This window comes from Sinomicrobium pectinilyticum, assembly GCF_003725735.1.
Classification (GTDB): domain Bacteria; phylum Bacteroidota; class Bacteroidia; order Flavobacteriales; family Flavobacteriaceae; genus Sinomicrobium; species Sinomicrobium pectinilyticum.
The window spans coordinates 1-19,145 of sequence record NZ_RJTM01000013.1 but is presented as its reverse complement, the minus strand read 5'-3'; the positions used below and the strand labels follow the sequence as shown (position 1 = coordinate 19,145).

General features: G+C 46.7%; 10 protein-coding genes. 4 read left to right on the top strand and 6 right to left on the bottom strand.

Features of this window, described 5'->3' with window-relative positions; genetic code table 11:
- Positions 1–32 precede the first annotated feature (32 nt).
- Positions 33–3,326 (bottom strand): SusC/RagA family TonB-linked outer membrane protein, encoded by a 3,294-nt coding sequence (locus tag ED312_RS02870; protein WP_206363195.1) that lies wholly within the window; start codon positions 3,324–3,326, stop codon positions 33–35.
- Positions 3,327–4,263: 937 nt separating this feature from the next.
- Between ED312_RS02870 and ED312_RS02860 the strand changes: the two genes are divergently transcribed.
- Positions 4,264–7,347 carry a SusC/RagA family TonB-linked outer membrane protein gene (locus ED312_RS02860; protein ID WP_123214501.1) on the top strand — a complete coding sequence of 1,028 codons (3,084 nt, stop codon included), beginning with the start codon at positions 4,264–4,266 and terminating at the stop codon, positions 7,345–7,347.
- Positions 7,348–7,422: 75 nt separating this feature from the next.
- Positions 7,423–9,045, top strand: a complete 1,623-nt coding sequence (locus ED312_RS02855) for a RagB/SusD family nutrient uptake outer membrane protein (RefSeq protein ID WP_123214500.1) — start codon at positions 7,423–7,425, stop codon at positions 9,043–9,045.
- Positions 9,046–9,083: 38 nt separating this feature from the next.
- Here the strand turns inward: ED312_RS02855 and ED312_RS02850 are convergent, their stop codons facing one another.
- The 5 genes from ED312_RS02850 to ED312_RS02830 all read right to left on the bottom strand — a co-directional run bounded on the left by ED312_RS02850 (position 9,084) and on the right by ED312_RS02830 (position 16,825).
- Complete coding sequence (locus tag ED312_RS02850) at positions 9,084–10,130, bottom strand: substrate-binding domain-containing protein (protein WP_123214499.1); 1,047 nt, start codon at positions 10,128–10,130, stop codon at positions 9,084–9,086.
- A gap of 577 nt (positions 10,131–10,707) precedes the next feature.
- Positions 10,708–11,031 carry a hypothetical protein gene (locus ED312_RS02845; RefSeq protein ID WP_123214498.1) on the bottom strand — a complete coding sequence of 108 codons (324 nt, stop codon included), beginning with the start codon at positions 11,029–11,031 and terminating at the stop codon, positions 10,708–10,710.
- 416 nt (positions 11,032–11,447) lie between these two features.
- Complete coding sequence (gene trxB / locus ED312_RS02840) at positions 11,448–12,404, bottom strand: thioredoxin-disulfide reductase (RefSeq protein ID WP_123214497.1); 957 nt, start codon at positions 12,402–12,404, stop codon at positions 11,448–11,450.
- A 69-nt stretch (positions 12,405–12,473) separates the two neighbouring features.
- The gene (locus ED312_RS02835; RefSeq protein WP_123214496.1) at positions 12,474–13,949 is read right to left on the bottom strand and encodes an aminotransferase class V-fold PLP-dependent enzyme; all 1,476 of its coding nucleotides are present in this window, start codon (positions 13,947–13,949) and stop codon (positions 12,474–12,476) included.
- Between the two features lie 83 nt (positions 13,950–14,032).
- The gene (locus ED312_RS02830; RefSeq protein WP_170164435.1) at positions 14,033–16,825 is read right to left on the bottom strand and encodes a M16 family metallopeptidase; all 2,793 of its coding nucleotides are present in this window, start codon (positions 16,823–16,825) and stop codon (positions 14,033–14,035) included.
- A 602-nt stretch (positions 16,826–17,427) separates the two neighbouring features.
- Here ED312_RS02830 and ED312_RS02825 point away from each other — a divergent pair.
- Positions 17,428–17,694: a sigma-70 family RNA polymerase sigma factor gene (locus ED312_RS02825; RefSeq protein ID WP_123214494.1), complete on the top strand. Its 267-nt coding sequence runs from the start codon at positions 17,428–17,430 to the stop codon at positions 17,692–17,694.
- Between the two features lie 284 nt (positions 17,695–17,978).
- A complete protein-coding gene (locus tag ED312_RS02820; RefSeq protein WP_123214493.1) occupies positions 17,979–18,743 on the top strand; it encodes a hypothetical protein in 765 nt (254 codons plus the stop codon).
- Positions 18,744–19,145 lie beyond the last annotated feature (402 nt).

Genomic DNA, 19,145 nt, shown 5'->3' with positions numbered 1-19,145 from the left:
TTAAAATATTCTCAGATTTCATGTCTCATGTCTTAAAACGTAACACTGAATCCCAGTAAATACTGGCGTGGCACCGGGTAAACCCCCATATCTACCCCGGGGGCCGAAAACGTAGAAGAGTACTGACTCACCTCGGGGTCCATACCGGTGTAGTTGGTAATGGTAAACAGATTGGTAGCACTGGCGTAAACTCTTAGCCTGGACACATATCCCTGAAAAATCTCCTCCACAGGCACAGTGTATCCCACCTGCAGGTTTTTCATCCGGAAGAAACTGCCATCCTGCACATAATAACTGGAGGACTGGCGCTCAAAAGTCGGCGCATCGGCATAAGCCGACGGTATGTTGCTATTCGGGTTTTCCGGGCTCCAGGCGTTCAGCGTACGGGTACTTACCGCACCGGGGAATGCAAAGAGGTCGGTGTATTGGCGGGTCAACTGAAAAATATCGTTGCCCTGTGACCCGTTGAAGAACATATTGATATCAAAGCGTTTGTACTCGGCACTCAGGCTGAGGGAATAAATGAAATCCGGGTGTGGGTTACCAATCACCGTACGGTCGTTTCCATCAATCGTTCCATCGCCGTTAATATCGGCAAACTTAAAGCCGCCCACCCGGGCATCTTCATAAGAGGGACTGTTGGCAATATCCTCCGCACTCTGAAAAATACCATCTACCTGATAGCCATAGAAAGCCCCGAACGGAGCCCCGGCTTTTAGTACCGAGGTTGTTACACCGCGCAGCGTCAGGTAAGGCTGTTCGGTAACAGTCGGTGCCAGTTCCATGACGTCGTTGTTGTATTTGGAGAAAAAGGCCCCTACATCAAACCGGAAATCGTCTTCGCTCGCATACGGGTTAAAGTGGTAATTCACCCCGATCTCAATACCGGCATTCTTGATCTTCCCGGAATTGATAAAGGGCGAGTTGCCGGTACCCACGGCAGCAGAGGGTTGCGGAACGGGATACAGCACCCCGTCGGTACGCCGGTCGAACCACTCGATCGATCCGTCTATCGTATTGTCGAGCAGGGTAAAATCGAGGCCCAGGTTTATCGATTTCAGCTCTTCCCACTTCACGTCCGGGTTGTCATAATCACTGGTCCACAGCCCGCTGCTAAGGCCATTGCCCCCGCCGATGGGGTAGAAGGACTGGTTAATCCCGGAGGCGTACCGCCTCAGATACTGGAAGGTGGGGATGCGCTGGTTACCGGTAACCCCGTAACCTACCCTGAATTTCAGATCGTCCATCCAGGAAACCGACTCCATAAAATTCTCGTTGGACAGCCTCCAGGCAACGCTTGCTGCCGGAAAAGTACCATACCGGTTGTCCGGTCCGAAGTTGGAAGATCCGTCGCGCCGAACGGTGGCCGAAAACAGGTACCGGTCGTCAAACGAATAATCCACCCTGCCGAAAACAGAGAACAGGGAACTTTGAGCCCCTTCACTGGTGGCCGAAGTATTGGCTGCCGTACCGAGGTAATAATAATCCAGATCACCCGATATAAAGAAGTCATTCCCGTTACCGGTCAGCTGGTGGAAATTGGACTCTACCGCTTCGGTACCTGCCAGCACTGTCAGATTGTGTATATCGTTGAACGTAGTTTTGTACGTAGCGGTATTAGACCACGTCCATTCACGATTATAGCCCTGGTACTCCTCCAGGGTATTGTTGGTGTAACTCCCTTCCGAGCGTTCCGGATTGGGATACCCGATAGACCTGCCGTCGAAGCTCTCATAACGTATGCCGAAAGTGGTCCGGAAGTTAAGGCCTTCGATCAGTTCGAGGTCAGCATAAGCGCTCCCGAAAAACTGGTTGCTTTTATTGACATTGTCCTTGGCACGGTACAATACCGCCAGCGGGTTATCGGCGTTACCCATTTTATCGCCCTTAGTACCGGCAAAGTTGCCGTTGATATCATATACCGGTATAATGGTCTGTATACGATAGGCCCAGCCGATGGGAGAGTCCTCGGCCTGATATTCGCCGGATGTGTTTTCATTGACACCGAACCCGACGCCTCTGGTCGCGGAATACTGCATATTCTCTCCGATCGTCAACCGGTCATCGAGAAAGGTAAACTGGCTGTTGCTGCGAACCGTGTACCGCTCAAATCCTGTATGGTGGAAAGTCCCGTCCTGCTTAAAGGCACTCGCACTGAACGCATAGGTAGCATTCTCACCGCCGCCGAGTATGCTCAACTGGTGATTTCGTATGGGCGCACTGCGTGTAATCTCCTCAAACCAGTTAGTACCGGCCTGGTTAGCCTTGACAATGGTATAATACTGCTCCGGGTCCATCACATAACGGTACTTCGCCGGATCGGCATCTGCCGCGGTAATATTGTGCCCTGTTTTTGTCCCCGCCAGCAGGTATTCCGGCAGCGTGGGCCGGTTCGGGTCCGAACCGTAATTGGATCCGGTAGTGCCATCGGTGCCGGGCGTGGCTCCCGGCTTATTGATATATTGCCGGTACACATACTCCCCGTACTGTTGCGGGTTCAGGAAATCCGGGAAACGGTTCCGGTTCGGCACCTGCGTTCCGTAGTACGTATCAAATGTAATACGGGGCTTCCCCTTTACCCCTTTACGGGTGGTAACGATAACCACACCGTTATTGGCACGGGCACCGTAAATGGATGCCGCAGAAGCATCCTTTAGCACCTGCATGCTTTCGATATCATTAGCACTCAGCCAACTCAGTTTCCCCTCGTAGGGCATACCGTCAATAATATACAACGGATCGTTATTATTGATGGTACTGAAACCCCGGATACGTATCTGCGGAGTGGCTCCCGGTGCCCCGTTATTGATGATCTGCACACCGGTGGCCTTTCCCTGTAAACCTTCGACGGGGCTGGCAGCGGGTTGTTGTTTCAGCTCGTTTACGTCCACCACGGCCACGGCACCCGTAAGATCCTGTTTCCGTTGTGTACCATAACCTATAACCACTATCTCATCCAGCTGTGCCAGGTCTTCCCGGAGTGTGATATCTATTACTCCCCTCCCGTTTACGGGTATTTCGGAGGTTTTAAAACCTACATAAGACACTACCAAAACGGCATCCGGACCACTTACCTCTATGGTATAGTTCCCGTCAAAATCGGCCACGACACCATTGGTCGTCCCTTTCTCCATGATGCTCGCACCAACCAGGGGCGCGCCATCCTCGGAAGTTACCTTTCCCGAGACAGATAAAAAAGCCGGAGTCACTCCATCCGAAGATATCCCGGATGCGTGCCCTGACACCAGGAACACGCAACAAAAAAGCAAAACACCCATGGCATTTTGCAGCACGATACGAACTTTCGTAAAGGTTTTTTTTCTCATAAAGTAAAGTTTGTTAGTTGTTTAATTAAGTGCGTTCCTATACATAAAACCGGCTAAACAACAAGGCAGAAATCCCTTAAATACTATTATCCGTTGTTTTTTTACTCTTTTGATTTGACAAAAAGATGATTTCAGCCAGGGTCTTTCCGATATTATGAATAAGCTGTTTCTTCACAAAAAGCAGGAATAAAAAACACCCGTGTTCCTTTTATGAAAAAGATCGGCTTCTAAGAAAAGTTTAAAGTAGGATTATTAAATTTTTCTTAAAAAAAATTTATACCAACGACATGATTTTGTTTATGAACGACTCGTTTCTTTATATTAAAAGAATATATGCTAATATAAAGACAAAAAAATTAACATTAATTACATTCTTTTGCCAATTATTTGTACAATAAATACAACAAAAAGAAAATCAGATGGTTTTACCCCGGCAGAAGGTGAATAGCAGGACTACAAAAATAATCTTATATTCATTTCGTGTAAAAAGAAAAGTATGTACGGGATACTAAGGAATTGACCTATAACATATAGAAAAATATTTCCTTATAAACTTCAGGATAAAAGCTAAAGTAATTATAGGTCATGCAATGCTGGTGATGCATTAATATTGATAAACATTATAATTTATAGTCTTGTTCTGTTCTTTTAATTTGAGATTGTCCTTTGTGAACTTTGTGTATTCTTTGCTGACTTTGTGGTTAAAAATCTTTTTGGACCTCACACTTTTTTCTTATCTGCTGTACAACGCTGAAACACCCGCTCCGGCGGGAGAACTGTTTCCTGTAAAAAACATGTGGCAGCATTTACAAATTATGGTAATTCTGTTTCATTTTAATCATAAAACAGAATTTATGACAAAAAAACATCAATTGTTTTATATATTTGTCATTCGTTAACGTTAACGATCCCCAAATACGAAACCAAAACTTAAGCCATGAAGAAAAAGCTCAAGGCCAGGATTTTCATTCCTGTACTATCCCGCTGCAGGTCGCTCATTCTGCAATTTTTACTGGGAGGATGTTTTCTATCCGGTACCATAGCGGCCGAAGGTCCTGGAATACCTATGTACACCCAACAGGAAATAAACGGTACGGTCCACGATACCAACAACACCCCCCTTCCCGGTGTCAGCGTGCAACTGGTAGGCACGACCAGGGGAGTTGTCACAGATTTTGACGGTAATTTCAGTATAGAGGCGAAAACCGGTGATGTGCTCGAATTTTCCTATATAGGAATGCGAACCCGGCGCGTCACCATAACGGACAACAGCCCTGTAGCAGTAATTATGGAAGAAGACTATGAATCGCTCGATGAGGTTATCATTACGGGGTATGGCAGCCAGAAAAAAGGCGAAGTAACCGCGGCGATTTCCTCGGTAAATGCCGGGGCTATCGAAAAAATAGCGACCTCCAGCGGTGTGGATGCCATAAAAGGCCAGGTAGCCGGCGTGGATATCGTTCCCCAGGGCGGAAGACCCGGGGAAAATGTCACGGTGAGGATACGGGGGCGCCGGTCCATCGGGGCTTCCAACGACCCGCTGTATGTTATAGACGGAATCCCCCAGATCAGCGGAACGAGTTCCATTACCGACATCAACCCGCAGGATATCGAGTCTATGCAGGTACTAAAGGATGCCGCCGCAACAGCTATATACGGTTCCAGGGGAGCCAACGGGGTCGTCCTCATTACTACCAAACGGGGGAAAGCCGGAAAAACATTGGTATCATACAGCAGTCATTTCGGAATAACATCAGCTACCCAGCTGGTAGATATGATGGATGGGGAAGCGTTTGCCCGGATGAAACGGGAATCCCAAAGAAGTTCCTGGAACGGGACGATACCAAGTGACGAAAAGATCTTTTTAGATCCCGTTGAGCTTAGATCCATAGCCGAGGGAAGGTCAACGGACTGGCTCGATGAAGTCATTGGCTCCGGCTGGCAGACCAATCACCAGATCAGTGTCAGCGGCGGATCGGAAAAAACCACGTTCAACACCTCCATAGGCTATTTTAAAGAAGAGGGGATTATTCCCACCATAGATTACGAACGTTATACGGGGCGGGTAAACCTCGATCACAAGATAAGCGATATGTTCAAGGTAGGTATTTCCTTTTCCATATCGCATGCCATACAAAACTGGGGCTCTTCGGCTGCGATTTCCGAGTCATTATTGAATAATCCGCTGGGTATCCCGCGCGACGCCAACGGCGACCTCATCTTTTTGCCTACGAATGACGGCCTGCGGACCAATCCTTTAAGCGAACTTGTAAAAGGGGCTTATATAGACGAACGTAAATTCACCCGCCTTTTCGCACCGGTATACCTGGACATCTATATCAACAGCAACCTGAAATGGACCACGACCTTCGGGCCCGATATACGTTACAGGCGGCGCGGCCTGTTCCAGGGCAGTTATACCAATGCCAACCGGGGAGGCCCCGGAAATGCCTCCATAGAACACAATGACAATTTCGGGTACACCCTGGAAAACCTTCTTACCTACAACCAGACCATCGGTGAAGATCACAACCTGAAAGTGACCCTACTGCAAAGTATCCAGAAATCCAGAACGGAGAACTCGCTTGCCGGGGTATCCAATATCCCCTATGAAGAACAACAATTCTACAACCTGGGCTCGGCATCTGTCAAAGGCGATATTACTTCCGGACTGGTAGAATGGAGTCTCGCATCCTTTATGGGACGGGTAAATTATGACATTGCCGGCAAATACCTTTTCCAGGCATCGCTAAGGGCAGACGGCTCGTCCAGGCTTGCCCCCGGCAACAAATGGAACGCTTTCCCGGGTTTCTCTGCGGGATGGCGTATCTCCGAAGAACCTTTTATGCAGGGCTCCCGGCTTTTCGACGACCTCAAACTGCGTGCATCTTACGGGGAAGTAGGGAATACTTCCGTAGATCCGTACCAGACCGCGGGAAGGCTGGAGGGTACGGTTTATGCCTTTGGCAACAGTCCCGCTCTCGGCCTGGGGTTGAATGAAATAGCCAATTCCAACCTCGGGTGGGAAGTGTCCAGAACCATAGACATCGGGCTGGATTACAGCCTGTTCCGGGGAAGGATCCAGGGAAGTATCGACTGGTACCATACCAAAACTTCCGATATTCTCCTGGAGCGCAGTCTCCCGTATACCTCCGGTTATGAAAACATTCTTCAGAATATCGGGGCAACAAGCAGTAAGGGACTGGAATTCAATATCGATGCCAATATCATAGACCATCCGGAAGGGTTTAAATGGAACCTGGCCTTCAACATTGCGGGGTACAGGGAAAAGATCACCGAACTGGCCTTAAGGGATGAGAACGGCCGGCCCATAGATGACGTCGGCAACCAATGGTTCATAGGAAAACCTATCAATGTATTTTACGACTACAAAAAAGCGGGTATCTACCAGGCTGATGAAGTAGATTTGGCGGCTGCCACCGAAGGAAAGGTCCCGGGAGAGATAAAGTTACGGGATGTGAACGGTGATGGTGTAATAAGTCCCGATGACAGGATGATACTCGGTTCCGATGTGCCTGATTTTTATGGGGGTATCACCAACAGTTTTGAATATAAAGGAATCGATTTCAGCTTTTTCTTCTATTTCCGGCAGGGGCAAATGGTACGCAGCCGTTTCCACGACGACAATAATACCCTTTTCGGCCGGTTCAATAACCTGGATGTGGATTACTGGACCATAGACAATCCCACAAACGATTACCCCCGTCCCAATCAAAACCAGGAGAGGCCCAGGGATGCTTCCTCCATGAGTTATTTTGACGGAAGCTTTATAAAATTACGCAATGTGAGCCTGGGGTATAATTTACCCGAATCCGTAACCCAAAGCCTGGGACTATCCTCTTTAAGGCTCTATGTTTCCGGACAAAACCTGTTCTTTATTTCCAAATTTGACACCTTCGATCCGGAGAACACCGGGAATCCGGATAGTAACGGGGAATTAAACGATAATACCATTCCCAGCAACAAGATGTACCTCGTGGGATTAAAAGTGGGCTTTTAAAAAATACCTGTTACAGATCGCCCTGCTCCCCGAAAAAATATTACGGACCCGTTTAACCGATAAATGCCATAAATCATGAATAGAAAAATATATTTGGGTTTTACCATACTTCAGGCGTTCCTTATTACTTCCTGTAATAATTTCCTGGAAGAAGATCTTGTAACCGATATCTCCGCATCGTCTCATTACACAACCGAAAAAGGATTTGAGGATGCCGTTAAAGCCACTTATGCCCGGTTAAAGACCTTTTACGGACAGGAAGCAGGCTTCACCATGACCACCTTCGGTACCGATATCTTTACCAACGGCTCGGACGGCGGACATAAATATTACAACATCTATGACGGCAGCCTTAATGCCTCGGACGATTATGTCCGCGACGCCTGGCGGGAGTGGTACAAAGGCATTAACCAGGCCAATGCCGTGATAGGACGGTCCGAAAGCCTGGAAATGGACGAAAACCTGAAAAGCACCCGCCTTGCGGAAGTCCGTTTTTTACGCGCGTTATTTTATTTCAATATTATCACCACCTACGGCGATGCCCATCTCAGCCTGGAAGAATCGGAGGGTGTGGAAATCGAGGCCAACAGAACGGCAAGTGCGGAAATTTATAAACAGGCCATTATTCCCGACCTCGAATACGCCGTCGGCGCATTACCCGACACCCAATCGGATTACGGGCGTGTTACCAAAGTGGCCGCCCAGTTCCTGCTGGGTAAAGTACTTCTTACCAGGAGCTATACCCAGTCGGCCGAAGGAGATGACGCCACCCGTTCGGAAACCCTCTTTACGCATGTTATAGAAGATTACGGCTTCAGGCTCCTGGACCGTTACGCAGACCTGTGGGATATCGGCAATAAACAAAATGACGAGGTCATACTCTCGGTCATCAACTCCAAAACCCAGGTCGATGATGAAACGGATGAATTAGGGCACCGCGGGCACCTCTTTTTCCTGATGGAATATGATATTTTACCCGGCATGGCCAGGGATGTGGAAAACGGGCGGCCCTGGAAGAGGTTCAAGCCCACCGATTTCTTACTCTCCTTGTGGGACAGGGAAAAAGACACGAGATACGACGAAGGTTTTACTCATGTCTGGTATACGAACAACCCCAGCCAAAAGCTCCAGTTGGGGGATACGGCGGTTTATATTCCCGGTCCGGGGAAAGATAAACTATGGCCGCAATCCCGGCAGGATACAAAGCCCTATATGGTTATCACGAAAGACGAATACACGGAACGGCTCTATCCGAGCGTACTGAAATGGCTGGATCCCACCCGTCCCGATCACCAGAGAGAGCCATCGCAGCGCGATCATATTCTCATGCGCCTGGCCGATGCCTATTTACTCCGGGCGGAAGCAAGGTTAATGCAGAATAATATCACAGGTGCTGCCGAAGATATTAATGTGGTAAGGCACAGGGCAGCTCAACCGGGCATGGAAGCGGAAATGGAAGTAATGGCATCGGACATCACCCTTGATTTTATACTCGATGAAAGGGCACGTGAACTCTACGGCGAAGGCTATCGCTGGTGGGACCTCGTAAGGACGGGAAAACTGGTGGAAAGGGTACGGCTTCACAATCCCGTAGGAGCCGGGAATATCAAGGATTATCATTCCCTACGCCCCATCCCGCTCGACCAGATAGACCGCACCGTGAACGAATATCCCCAAAACCCGGGATACCCCGATTAGGTTGCGGTTCCTCCATATATTATACACAGGGGATGCTTCTAAAAAATATGCAGGTTTTCCTTTACGACAATTTCAACCGGAATATCTACATGCAGTTCGGAAGCATCCTCTTCCGTTAAGAACTTAAACAATCCTTTTATGGCATTATAGCCCTGGTATTCCGGTTTCTGGTTAATGAGAAAAGCTATTTCCTCACGCTTTAAGCACTCCATGTTCTCTTTGTTCAGGTCAAACCCTACCACAGGGACATCCGTTACACCGTACCTGCGAAAAACCGGCGGAAGCATATACGCCCGCGAATTGGTCACAAACACCCCTTTACTTCTTTCGTCTTTCAACAATTTCGCTACATCGGGGATGGCTTCCAGGGGTTGGTTTAAGGGGTAGTTTATGGTATATACCTCTATTTTCCCTTTCCTGTTAACGGCGTTTAAAAATTCCCGGAATCCGTTTTCCCTCTGCCTGTTGTTTTCATGCAGCCCTTTGGCATTGACTATGTTCAATACGATGTAGACCCCTTCTCCTACCAGCCCGTGCAGCAGCCTGCCCGCGACCAATCCTGCCTGGTGTGCGTCCTGGCAGATAAAGTAACCCGGGTGACCGAGGGTTATCCGGGTATCGAGAAATACCACAGGCACCTTCTTTTCCCTCGCTTTCCTGAATAACCGGTCACTTTCAGGAGTGAAAAAGGGGACCGTGACTATACCGTCAAAATGCGTGCTGAGCATTTTCCGGCTCATGGACATAAAAACAAGCGGGTCGGAAAAGTAAAAATAGGTAATCTCGATACCGTGGTCCTTCAATTCTTCTGCTGCTTTGTCCATTCCCTTCTTAGGGAGTTCCCAATACCCCCAATTATCCGTGGCTTCGGGAATCAGCACGGCTATTTTTACTTTTTTATGAGTGCCGAGCCGAAGACGGCTGGCTACCGTATTTTTTTTATACCCGGTTTTCTTAACCACATCCAGTATCCTTTGTTCCGTGATCTTGGACACCCCTCCCCGGTTATGGAGCACCCTGTCCACAGTACCGATAGATACTTCCGCCAGTTTTGCAATCTGTTTGATCCCTATAGATTCTTTCATATCCGATCTGAGACATTTTGCAGGAAGCCATGGCCCGTCTTCCTGCTTTTTAATAGGCTATAAAGATAAAAAGCATTTTTAAACCGGATTCACGGAAATAGGCGGGCATGAAATAAAACCTCAATACGCCGTTCCCGGCATATTGAGTTCAGACTGTTCTTCAATCAAACTACTACGGACCTAAAGTCCATTGGTTTGTGGCAGGCTGAAAATCTGTTTGGCCACGAATTCACCGATATTTTTATACGTACAAACCCATATTCATTCGTGAATTCATAACGTAAATAACCTTTAGAACCCGAAAGGATGGAAGGTGTCTAAAAAGATTTTTAATCACAAAATCGGCAAAGAATATACAAAGTTTACAAAGGAATAAGCGTTTGATTACGCTATATTCAACGCTTTGGTTTCTTTGTGCCTACCCTGCCTTTGCCGGCAGGTTTGTGCGCTTTGTGGTTTTAACAGAAGTCCGGGACTTTTTAGACAGCTCCGGTTTTAAACTTTTTTGAGACCGGTAAATGACAACGGGTAATTATCTGATAAAAGCTACATAGCTCTTTCTCACATTACCGAACGTTTATTCACACCAACCTGATAATTCTACCGTTATTTCACCGTTAACCGCTATATCATCGGAAATGGTAACCGTTTTACTTGAGGCCCCGCAAAAATAGCCTTCATAAGCTGTAAACCTATACGTGCCTTCGGGTAAATTTTCAAAAAAATTTTGTCCCCGTTCGGTATAGATCCATTCGTTGGTAGAAAGGTTTTTAGCCGCATAACCATCAGGTTGGTAATGTGTCACTTCTACAAATACGGTAAAGGTCTCTTCTGTTTCTTCTTTATTTAAAGAAGTTAAGCCTACATAAAAAAGAAATGGCAAAGCAAATAAAAGTTTCATGATAAAGAGGATTTTAAGTTCTGTTATGAAATTACATTTTTTACCGTTGCCATATATGATTCCCGAATTAAGGTTTGTTTAATTTAACGTGAATAATGGATAAGATCATGCCCGGGCTTACGGGATACCATGATCACGGTTTAAAAACTTCAGGCCGATCTTACCAACGGGTGCTAAAGCTAGAAAAGAGGCCATTGAAAAAACTTTAACATTGATTTTGGTCAAAAAATCAAAACCCGGAGTGAATTCACCTCACCCCGGGTTTATTTCAAAAGAAACCGTAGCTAATTCAAATAACCAACCTTTGATAAAGTGACATGAGAACAAAAGTTGAATATAGTTTCTTCTGACAACATCAGTTTTACCCTAATACTAACAAAAACTGAACATTATTTTAGCAAATTGGTTTTATATCCTTACCCCATGGCATGAACCTCCACGGAAGACAAATATCTCTCGGCCTCAAGGGCGGCCATACACCCGGTCCCGGCCGCCGTAATAGCCTGCCGGTACACATGGTCTGCCGCATCCCCGCATACAAAAACACCTTCCACACCGGTCTGTGCCGTGCCCGGAGTATTAATGATGTATCCTGTTTCATTCAGGCGGATATGCCCTTTAAAAATATCTGTATTGGGTTTATGTCCTATCGCCACGAAAAAACCGGTTGCCGGTATTTCCCTGGTCTCCCCTGTATCATTGTTTTTAACACGGACTCCCGTTACCAACTGGCCATCACCCAGAACCTCTTCCGTTTCCGTATTGAATAAAATCTCAATGTTCTTTGTATTCCGGACCCTGGCCTCCATAATGATGGAAGCCCGGAATTCATTTCGCCTGACCAGCATGGTCACTTTTTTACAGAGTTTTGACAGGTAATGGGCTTCTTCACAGGCCGAGTCCCCGGCCCCAACGATAACAACTTCCTGGTTCCTGTAGAAAAAACCGTCGCATACGGCACAAGCCGAAACTCCGCCTCCCGATTCAAGGTATTTTTGCTCGGAAGGCAAGCCCAGGTATTTTGCCGAGGCCCCGGTAGCGATGATCACCGTATCGCAGTGAAGTTCTGTTTCTTCTTCAATCCACACTTTGTGTAGCGGACCGGTAAAATCTACCCGCGTCACCCACCCGTTCCTGATATCCGTCCCGAAACGTTCGGCCTGTTGTTGTAACTGAACCATCAGTTCCGGGCCGGTGATACCCCCCGGGAACCCGGGAAAGTTCTCCACATCGTTGGTGGTTGTTAACTGTCCTCCAGGTTGGGTCCCCTGGTATAGAACAGGGTTCATATTCGCCCTGGCGGCATAGATCGCCGCCGTATATCCCGCGGGTCCTGATCCTATGATAAGACACGTAATGCGTTCGTTTGTCATATTTTTTTTGATTGCTTCGTATGTCCTCCCCTCCGGGAGCTATGGTTGTGTTATTTTTCTATTCGTTTTTTATGAAATATCAAAGACCTCCGCTAACCGTATGTTGGGATAGGATACATCATTTAAAAGTTCAAACTCATTCGTTGCCGGGTTATACCTGTAATCTTTTGGCCAGTCTTCCCTGTTCCGGATGATCTCCCGGAGAGCCCCGGCGATATATTTCACTTCTCCGGCATCCATAGTGGGGTGCAGGGAAACTCGTACCCAACCCGGTTTGTGCTCCAGGTTCTTTTCGTCTATCTCTTTCATCACTACCGACGAAGATGGTTTATCAAGGCCAAACAGGTAATGGGCATAGGTACTGGCACAGGACCAGCCTCCCCTCACCTGGATACCGAAACGGTCGTTCAGCAACCGTACCACCAGGTTGTAATGCATCCCCTCAATGTTGAAGGCAATACACCCGATACGTTGAGCCTGGCAATCTCCCAGGTAGTTTATTTCTGCTACATCCTTTAATTCTTCATAAAACAGCTTTATCAGATGTTCTTCCTTTACCGCCATCAGGTCGGGGTTCATCTTTTCCTTGAGCCTGATGGCCAATGCGGCTTTTATGGTCTGTAAAATCCCGGGGGTTCCCCCGTCTTCTTTTACTTCTATAGCCTCGAAATACGCATAGCCGCCCCAGGGATCGGTCCATTTGACATTTCCGCCTCCGGGGTGATCGGGTGCCTCATTCCCGTACAGTTTTTTATTGAAAATAAGCACCCCACAGGCTCCCGGGCCACCCAGGAACTTATGCGGGGAAAAGAAGATCGCATCCAGTTGTTCTTTTTTGTTTTCCGGGTGCATGTCCATGTGTACATAAGGGGCCGAGGCGGCAAAATCGATAAAACACAGTCCGCCATGGGCATGCATTGTTTTAGCCAGCGTTTTGTAATCCACGATCTCCCCGGTGACATTGGAGCATGCCGTAAAGGAGCCTATTTTCAGCTTGCGGTCTTTGTATTTCTCCAGCAGGCTTTCCAAATGTCCTGCATCCGGCTTTAAGTTTTTATCCGGTGGGACAATAACAACATCAGCATGGGTTTCCAGCCACGATACCTGGTTGGAGTGATGTTCCATATGGCTTATAAACACCACCGGCTTTTCCTCGGAACCCCAGTACTGGTATTTCCGGAGGCCCATGATCCGTTGCAGGCAGGACAGCGCCCCGGTCATTCCCGAACCTGTAGTCACCAGGATATCATCTTCATGAGCATGAACATGCTCTTTAATTATTCTACGCGCTTCTTTATAGATATGGGTTGTGATTTTCCCGGTTTCACTCGAAAAGGAATGGGTGTTGGCAAAGAATGGTGCCACTTCTTCTACAATCTTCTTTTCTATCGGCCCGTATAACCTTCCCGTGGCGATCCAGTCCGCATATAATACCTTTTGACGGCCGTAGGGGGACTCAAAACTGCACTGATGGCCGCCGATAACCTGTGTTTTAAAACTTTTAAAATGACAGTCGGTCTCCATGGCCTGGTAATCCGTTTTCATAAATTCAACGCTGATTTACAATATTACTTTCTTCCTGAGCTGGTCGCTCCTATTCCCGGAAATACAGCGAATAATCCGCGGTTTTACTTCTGCGGGACCAATACGCCCTCAACAACATCGGCATTTTTACGCATCAGACCTGCTGTTTTTTTAATAGCTGCCGGGGTTATGCCATTAATAGCATGGATATAGTCCTCCAGGGTATGGATATCCCTGCCGTAAAAAACATGGGACGTCAGTACATTCATCCAGTAACTATTATTGTTAACAGCTTCTTTACGCGCCTTGATCATCGATTCCTTGACCTCCCTGAGGTCCTCGGCATCCATGGTTTCCGAAAGTTTATCCACCTGGTCATATACCACCTTCACCAACCGGTCCACCATATCCGGGTTACAGTCAAAACCTACTGATATGGTGTATTGGGCTTTGGGGATATCGTTTAACACGGCCCGGGCGCCGACGCCATAGCTTCCTCCTTCTTCTTCCCGGATGACCTCATGACAAGCCTTTTCCAGTAATTGCCCGGCAATACCTACCTTTAAACGATTCTCAAAACTGTAAGCCATTTTTCCTTTGAAAACCATATTGACCGTGGCCTGCGGCGTTTCCATGGCTTCCACAATCCTGAATGCGGTCTTACCTTTAACAGGTGCGTAATTGTGATCCACATATTGCTCTTTGCGCTTGTCCGGTTTTATATTCCCGATATACTTTTGGGCCAGTTTTAACAATTGCGCTTCATCGATATCCCCTACAAAGACAAAGGTAAAATCATCAATCCCCCGAAACCGGTCGGTATAGATCTCCTCTAATTTTTCAAAAGCTATCCGGTCCAGGAATTCCCGATTGAATACCAGTGTTCTCGCGTGATGTGCGGTCAGGGCCAGGGACATGGAATCCTGTAAAATACTCTTTTTATACTTTTGTTTCTGCTCCAGGTTTTTGGTAAAACTTTCCATCGCAACGTCATAGGCTTCCCGGTCAAACCGCGGGGCTTCGAAACTGAGGTATATTTTCCGGAACAATACTTCGATATCGGATTTGGTGCTGTTCCCGGACAGGGATTCTGACAACTCGTCTATGGAAAGTTCCAAAGCGGTGTCCGTACCGGCCAGCTTTTTTTCCAAGGCTATTTTATCGAAGCTTCCCAACCCGGACTGAGAGGCTACATAGACAGCCACATCCGCGGAAGGTAAAAGGTCCTTGTCCAGCAGGGAGCTTCCTCCCGGGCTATAAGCCTGCAGATAGATCCTGTCCTTATCATACGGAGTCGGGTAAATAATGATTTTAGCCCCGTTGCCCAGTTTATACTGGCGGGCATCCAGCCCGGTAATCTCCATGGTCTTTACTACCGGCTGTTCCTTAAGATCGGCGGCGATCAAAGGCTGGTCGTCCGTGGTATCCGTATACGGACTCAACTCCTGTGCATTGACCTTCTCAAAATGCTTTATGAATTCGTCTCCGGCCGGGTGTGTATGTTCGGAGGAACCTTTGAGGGCTATCACGATATCCTCTTCCTTGTATACTGTACGCATATAGGCCAGGATATCCGCATTGGTAATCGTTTCCAGGTGATCTATCGTATAGTTCACCTCCCGGGTGACGTCCGGTAAAGGGTTCCGGGTAAAGAAATGCTGGTAAATATTATGGGCATAGGTATCACTATCTATCTTATCCTTATTTTTTAAAAAAGAAAGGCTACTGTTTTTGATGGACAGTTTTGCCCTTTGCAATTCACCCTCCGTAGCCCCGTGCCTTACAAACCGCAGGAGTTCAGTCAGGGCAAATTCGAAACTCTCCAGTTCCCTGTCGGTCTTGGGCTCAATATACAGGCCCAGAATATCCAGCGGCCTGATAAAATTCGAACAGGAATAACTGACCGATAATGCCGGGCAGTCTTTCTTTACGGTCTGTTCCTTGTACCTGTTGTTCAGGATATACGAGACCACATTTTTCAGTATCTCATGGTCCAGGTAATCATATCCCTTTAGTTTTTTGGCCTTATTCCTTACGATGAATTCGATACTTGTACTTCCGATCTCCTTATCCAGCGATGCTATAAAGTTGATATCTCCATCTAAAGAAACATCAAAGGTTTTTCGCTCCGGCAGGTCCTTTTTAAGGGGGATAGACGAAAAGACCTTTTTGATCTTCGATTCCATCCTATCCACATCGACATCCCCGACCACAATAACCGCCTGCTGGTCGGGACGATACCAGCGTTTGTAATAGTCCCGAAGTTCGTCGTATTTAAAATTGTTGACCACATCCATAAGCCCGATAGGCATACGGTTGGCATAGACCGAGCCCTGCATTACCCCTTCGGTCCATACCTTTTCCGAGACCCGGAAACCGGGGGTGTTGCGCGTTCGCCACTCTTCGTTGATCACCCCTCTTTCGGCATCGATCTCCTGCTCCGTCAGGGAAAGGAAACCGGACCAGTCGTGCAGCACCAGCAGGGTGGAATCCAGCAGCTTTTCGTTGGTCACCGGCACCTTGCTGATGTTGTAGACCGTTTCATCAAAGGAGGTGAAGGCATTGATCTCACTCCCGAACTTTATCCCGTTCTTTTCCAGGTATTCCAGCATCTTCTTCTGAGGAAAATGCTCCAAACCGTTAAAGGCCATATGTTCCAGGAAATGGGCCAGTCCCCGTTGCGATTCTTTTTCGAGGACAGATCCCACATTCTGGGCAAAGTAGAAGGAAGCCCTTTCTTTGGGTTCTTCGTTGTGTTTGATGTAATAGGTCATCCCGTTGGGCAGAATCCCGTGCCGTATGGATGGATCAAACGGAACTTCTTCCTTGGTCTGGGCATTCGTATTCAAACAAATACCCGATAACAAAAACAGGCTCAGGGTTTTTAATATTTTCATTTTCATGTGTTTATTTTATTGTTTTTCAATGGTCATACTTCGATAAACTCAGCACAGGAACGGAACCTTTGATGATCAAAATAATCATATCGGTTTCATCTGTTTATTTTTAATTTTTAATCGATCTGTACATACTTATGACTCCAAAATAACCTGAATGGGTGGAAAAATTTTACCGATTATTACTTGGTATATGACAAAATTTGTTTTTCCCTGATTTTGCCGGAAAATCAGTTTACCCCGGACAGTCTAAAGATTGATAGGAGATTGACCTGACTACGCCGGAAGATTGAACCTATAATTAAGAATCGATCTTTACTCAATCTCCCATCAATCTCATTCAATCCCTTATCAACGCTATCCAAAACAAATTTTGCCATACACTAAACGATCATTATTAAAAAGGACCTGGTTATTTAAGTGATACTCTATTATAGTAATACCCCTACCACCCCCAAATGTCCCGTCATTTTATGTTAAAATTTATTTTACGGCTGTTGTTCCTTTTTTCAGCCAGTTGTAATAGGTTTCCGTATCCGTATATTGCTGGGGTGGTCCCAGCAGTTCCATATTCGGGGTGATGATGATGTAATCTTAATACCATTGTAGAATCTGAAGATACGGAGAGAAACGAGAAGCTTATAAAACAGGTCTTCGACACTATAGAACAGCTCCCTCCGAAGTGTAAGGAAATATTTATGTTAAGCAAAAAGAGCGGCCTTACCAATATTGAAATTGCGGAATACCTGGGCATTTCCATCAATACCGTAGAGAACCAGATCGGTAAGGCTTTTAAGGTCTTACGGAAAAGCATTACCAAAGGTTTCTATACGCTATTTCTGCTCATGTACAGACTGGATAGAAACTGAAGATCTGTTTGCCACAGCTTGTCCCGACCCTAAACCGGGAGATTCACGAATCATTTTTTCACATTACTATGGGTTATAGAACTCGTCTTGAGTTATTATAATTTGCTGCAAAATAGTGGCTTTTCGCCTAAATGAAACAACTCAAGACGAGTTCCTATAGAGATTCGTGTATTCGTGGCAAAAAATTTACAGAACCTAAAGTAACTTCAATAATCCTGATTCCGATAGAGCTATCGGGGCCATCGGAAGCAGGACTCGAACCTTTAACCTGATAATCAAACATTATGAAAAAATCCATTCTTCTTGCCCTTATACTGCTTTCCGGTATAACGGCCTCCGCTACCGAGACCAGAATAATCGTAAGAGCAAAAGCAAAAGACGCCAAATTTATAGGCAGCTCCCTGGGGGGTGCCCATGTTATCATCAGGGACAAAACCAATAACCGTATTCTGGCCGAAGGGAAAACCAGTGGCAGCACGGGAAATACCGACCTTATAATGAACACTCCCAAACAAAGAGAGAGTTCAATTGCAGATGAACAGACGGCCAGGTTCCTGGCTACGATTAATATCGATGAGCCGACATTTGTCAATATAGAAGTGCTATCTCCTTTCAACAATAAACAGGCACAGGTGAAGGCAACTACCGAATTATGGCTCATTCCGGGCAAGCATATCCTGGGGGAGGGCATTATCCTGGAAATTCCCGGGTTTATCATCGATATTTTAAAACCCCGTACCCACCAGTATATTTCCCTGAGTACGGTAAAAGATACCCCTATCCGGGTCAAAGCCAATATTGTCATGATGTGCGGATGTGTTATAAACAAAGGCGGTACATGGGATTCCGAAGACATGGAAGTCAAGGGGATCCTTAAAAAGGACGGAAAACATATCAAAAACATCGATATGTCACTAACCGAGACAAACCTGTTTGAGGGGAATATCCCTGTGGAGTCGGCCGGAAATTACGAATTGACCGTTTACGCTTATAATCCCGAAAGCGGAAATACCGGGGTTGATAAAGTTAATTATGTAATTCACGATTAACCCGGGTTTTTCTTATAGGGGAATTATACGCCGGGCAAGCATTTTTCCGACAGAAAGCAAAGAAAGGCACAGCCCGTAGCATATATACATATCGGTGATAAGATCAAAACAATACCCAACCCATTACTCCCGCTTTAAAGCCCGGAAAATGGCCATTAAAGCAATCCCTTTGACGCCGGAAGTAGTTGGTTGAGCGGCTAACCCATTCCCTTTAACCGCTAAACAGGTTGCTTTTGATGTCATAACCAACTACTTTGACCGTAAACCGGGTTACATTGACCGCTAACGGGTTTGCTTCCGATGTCATACCCAACTACTTTGACGGTAAACCGGGTTACGTTAACCGCTAACCGGGTTGGGGTTGCTTCTGATGTCATAACCAACTGCTTTGACGGTAAACCA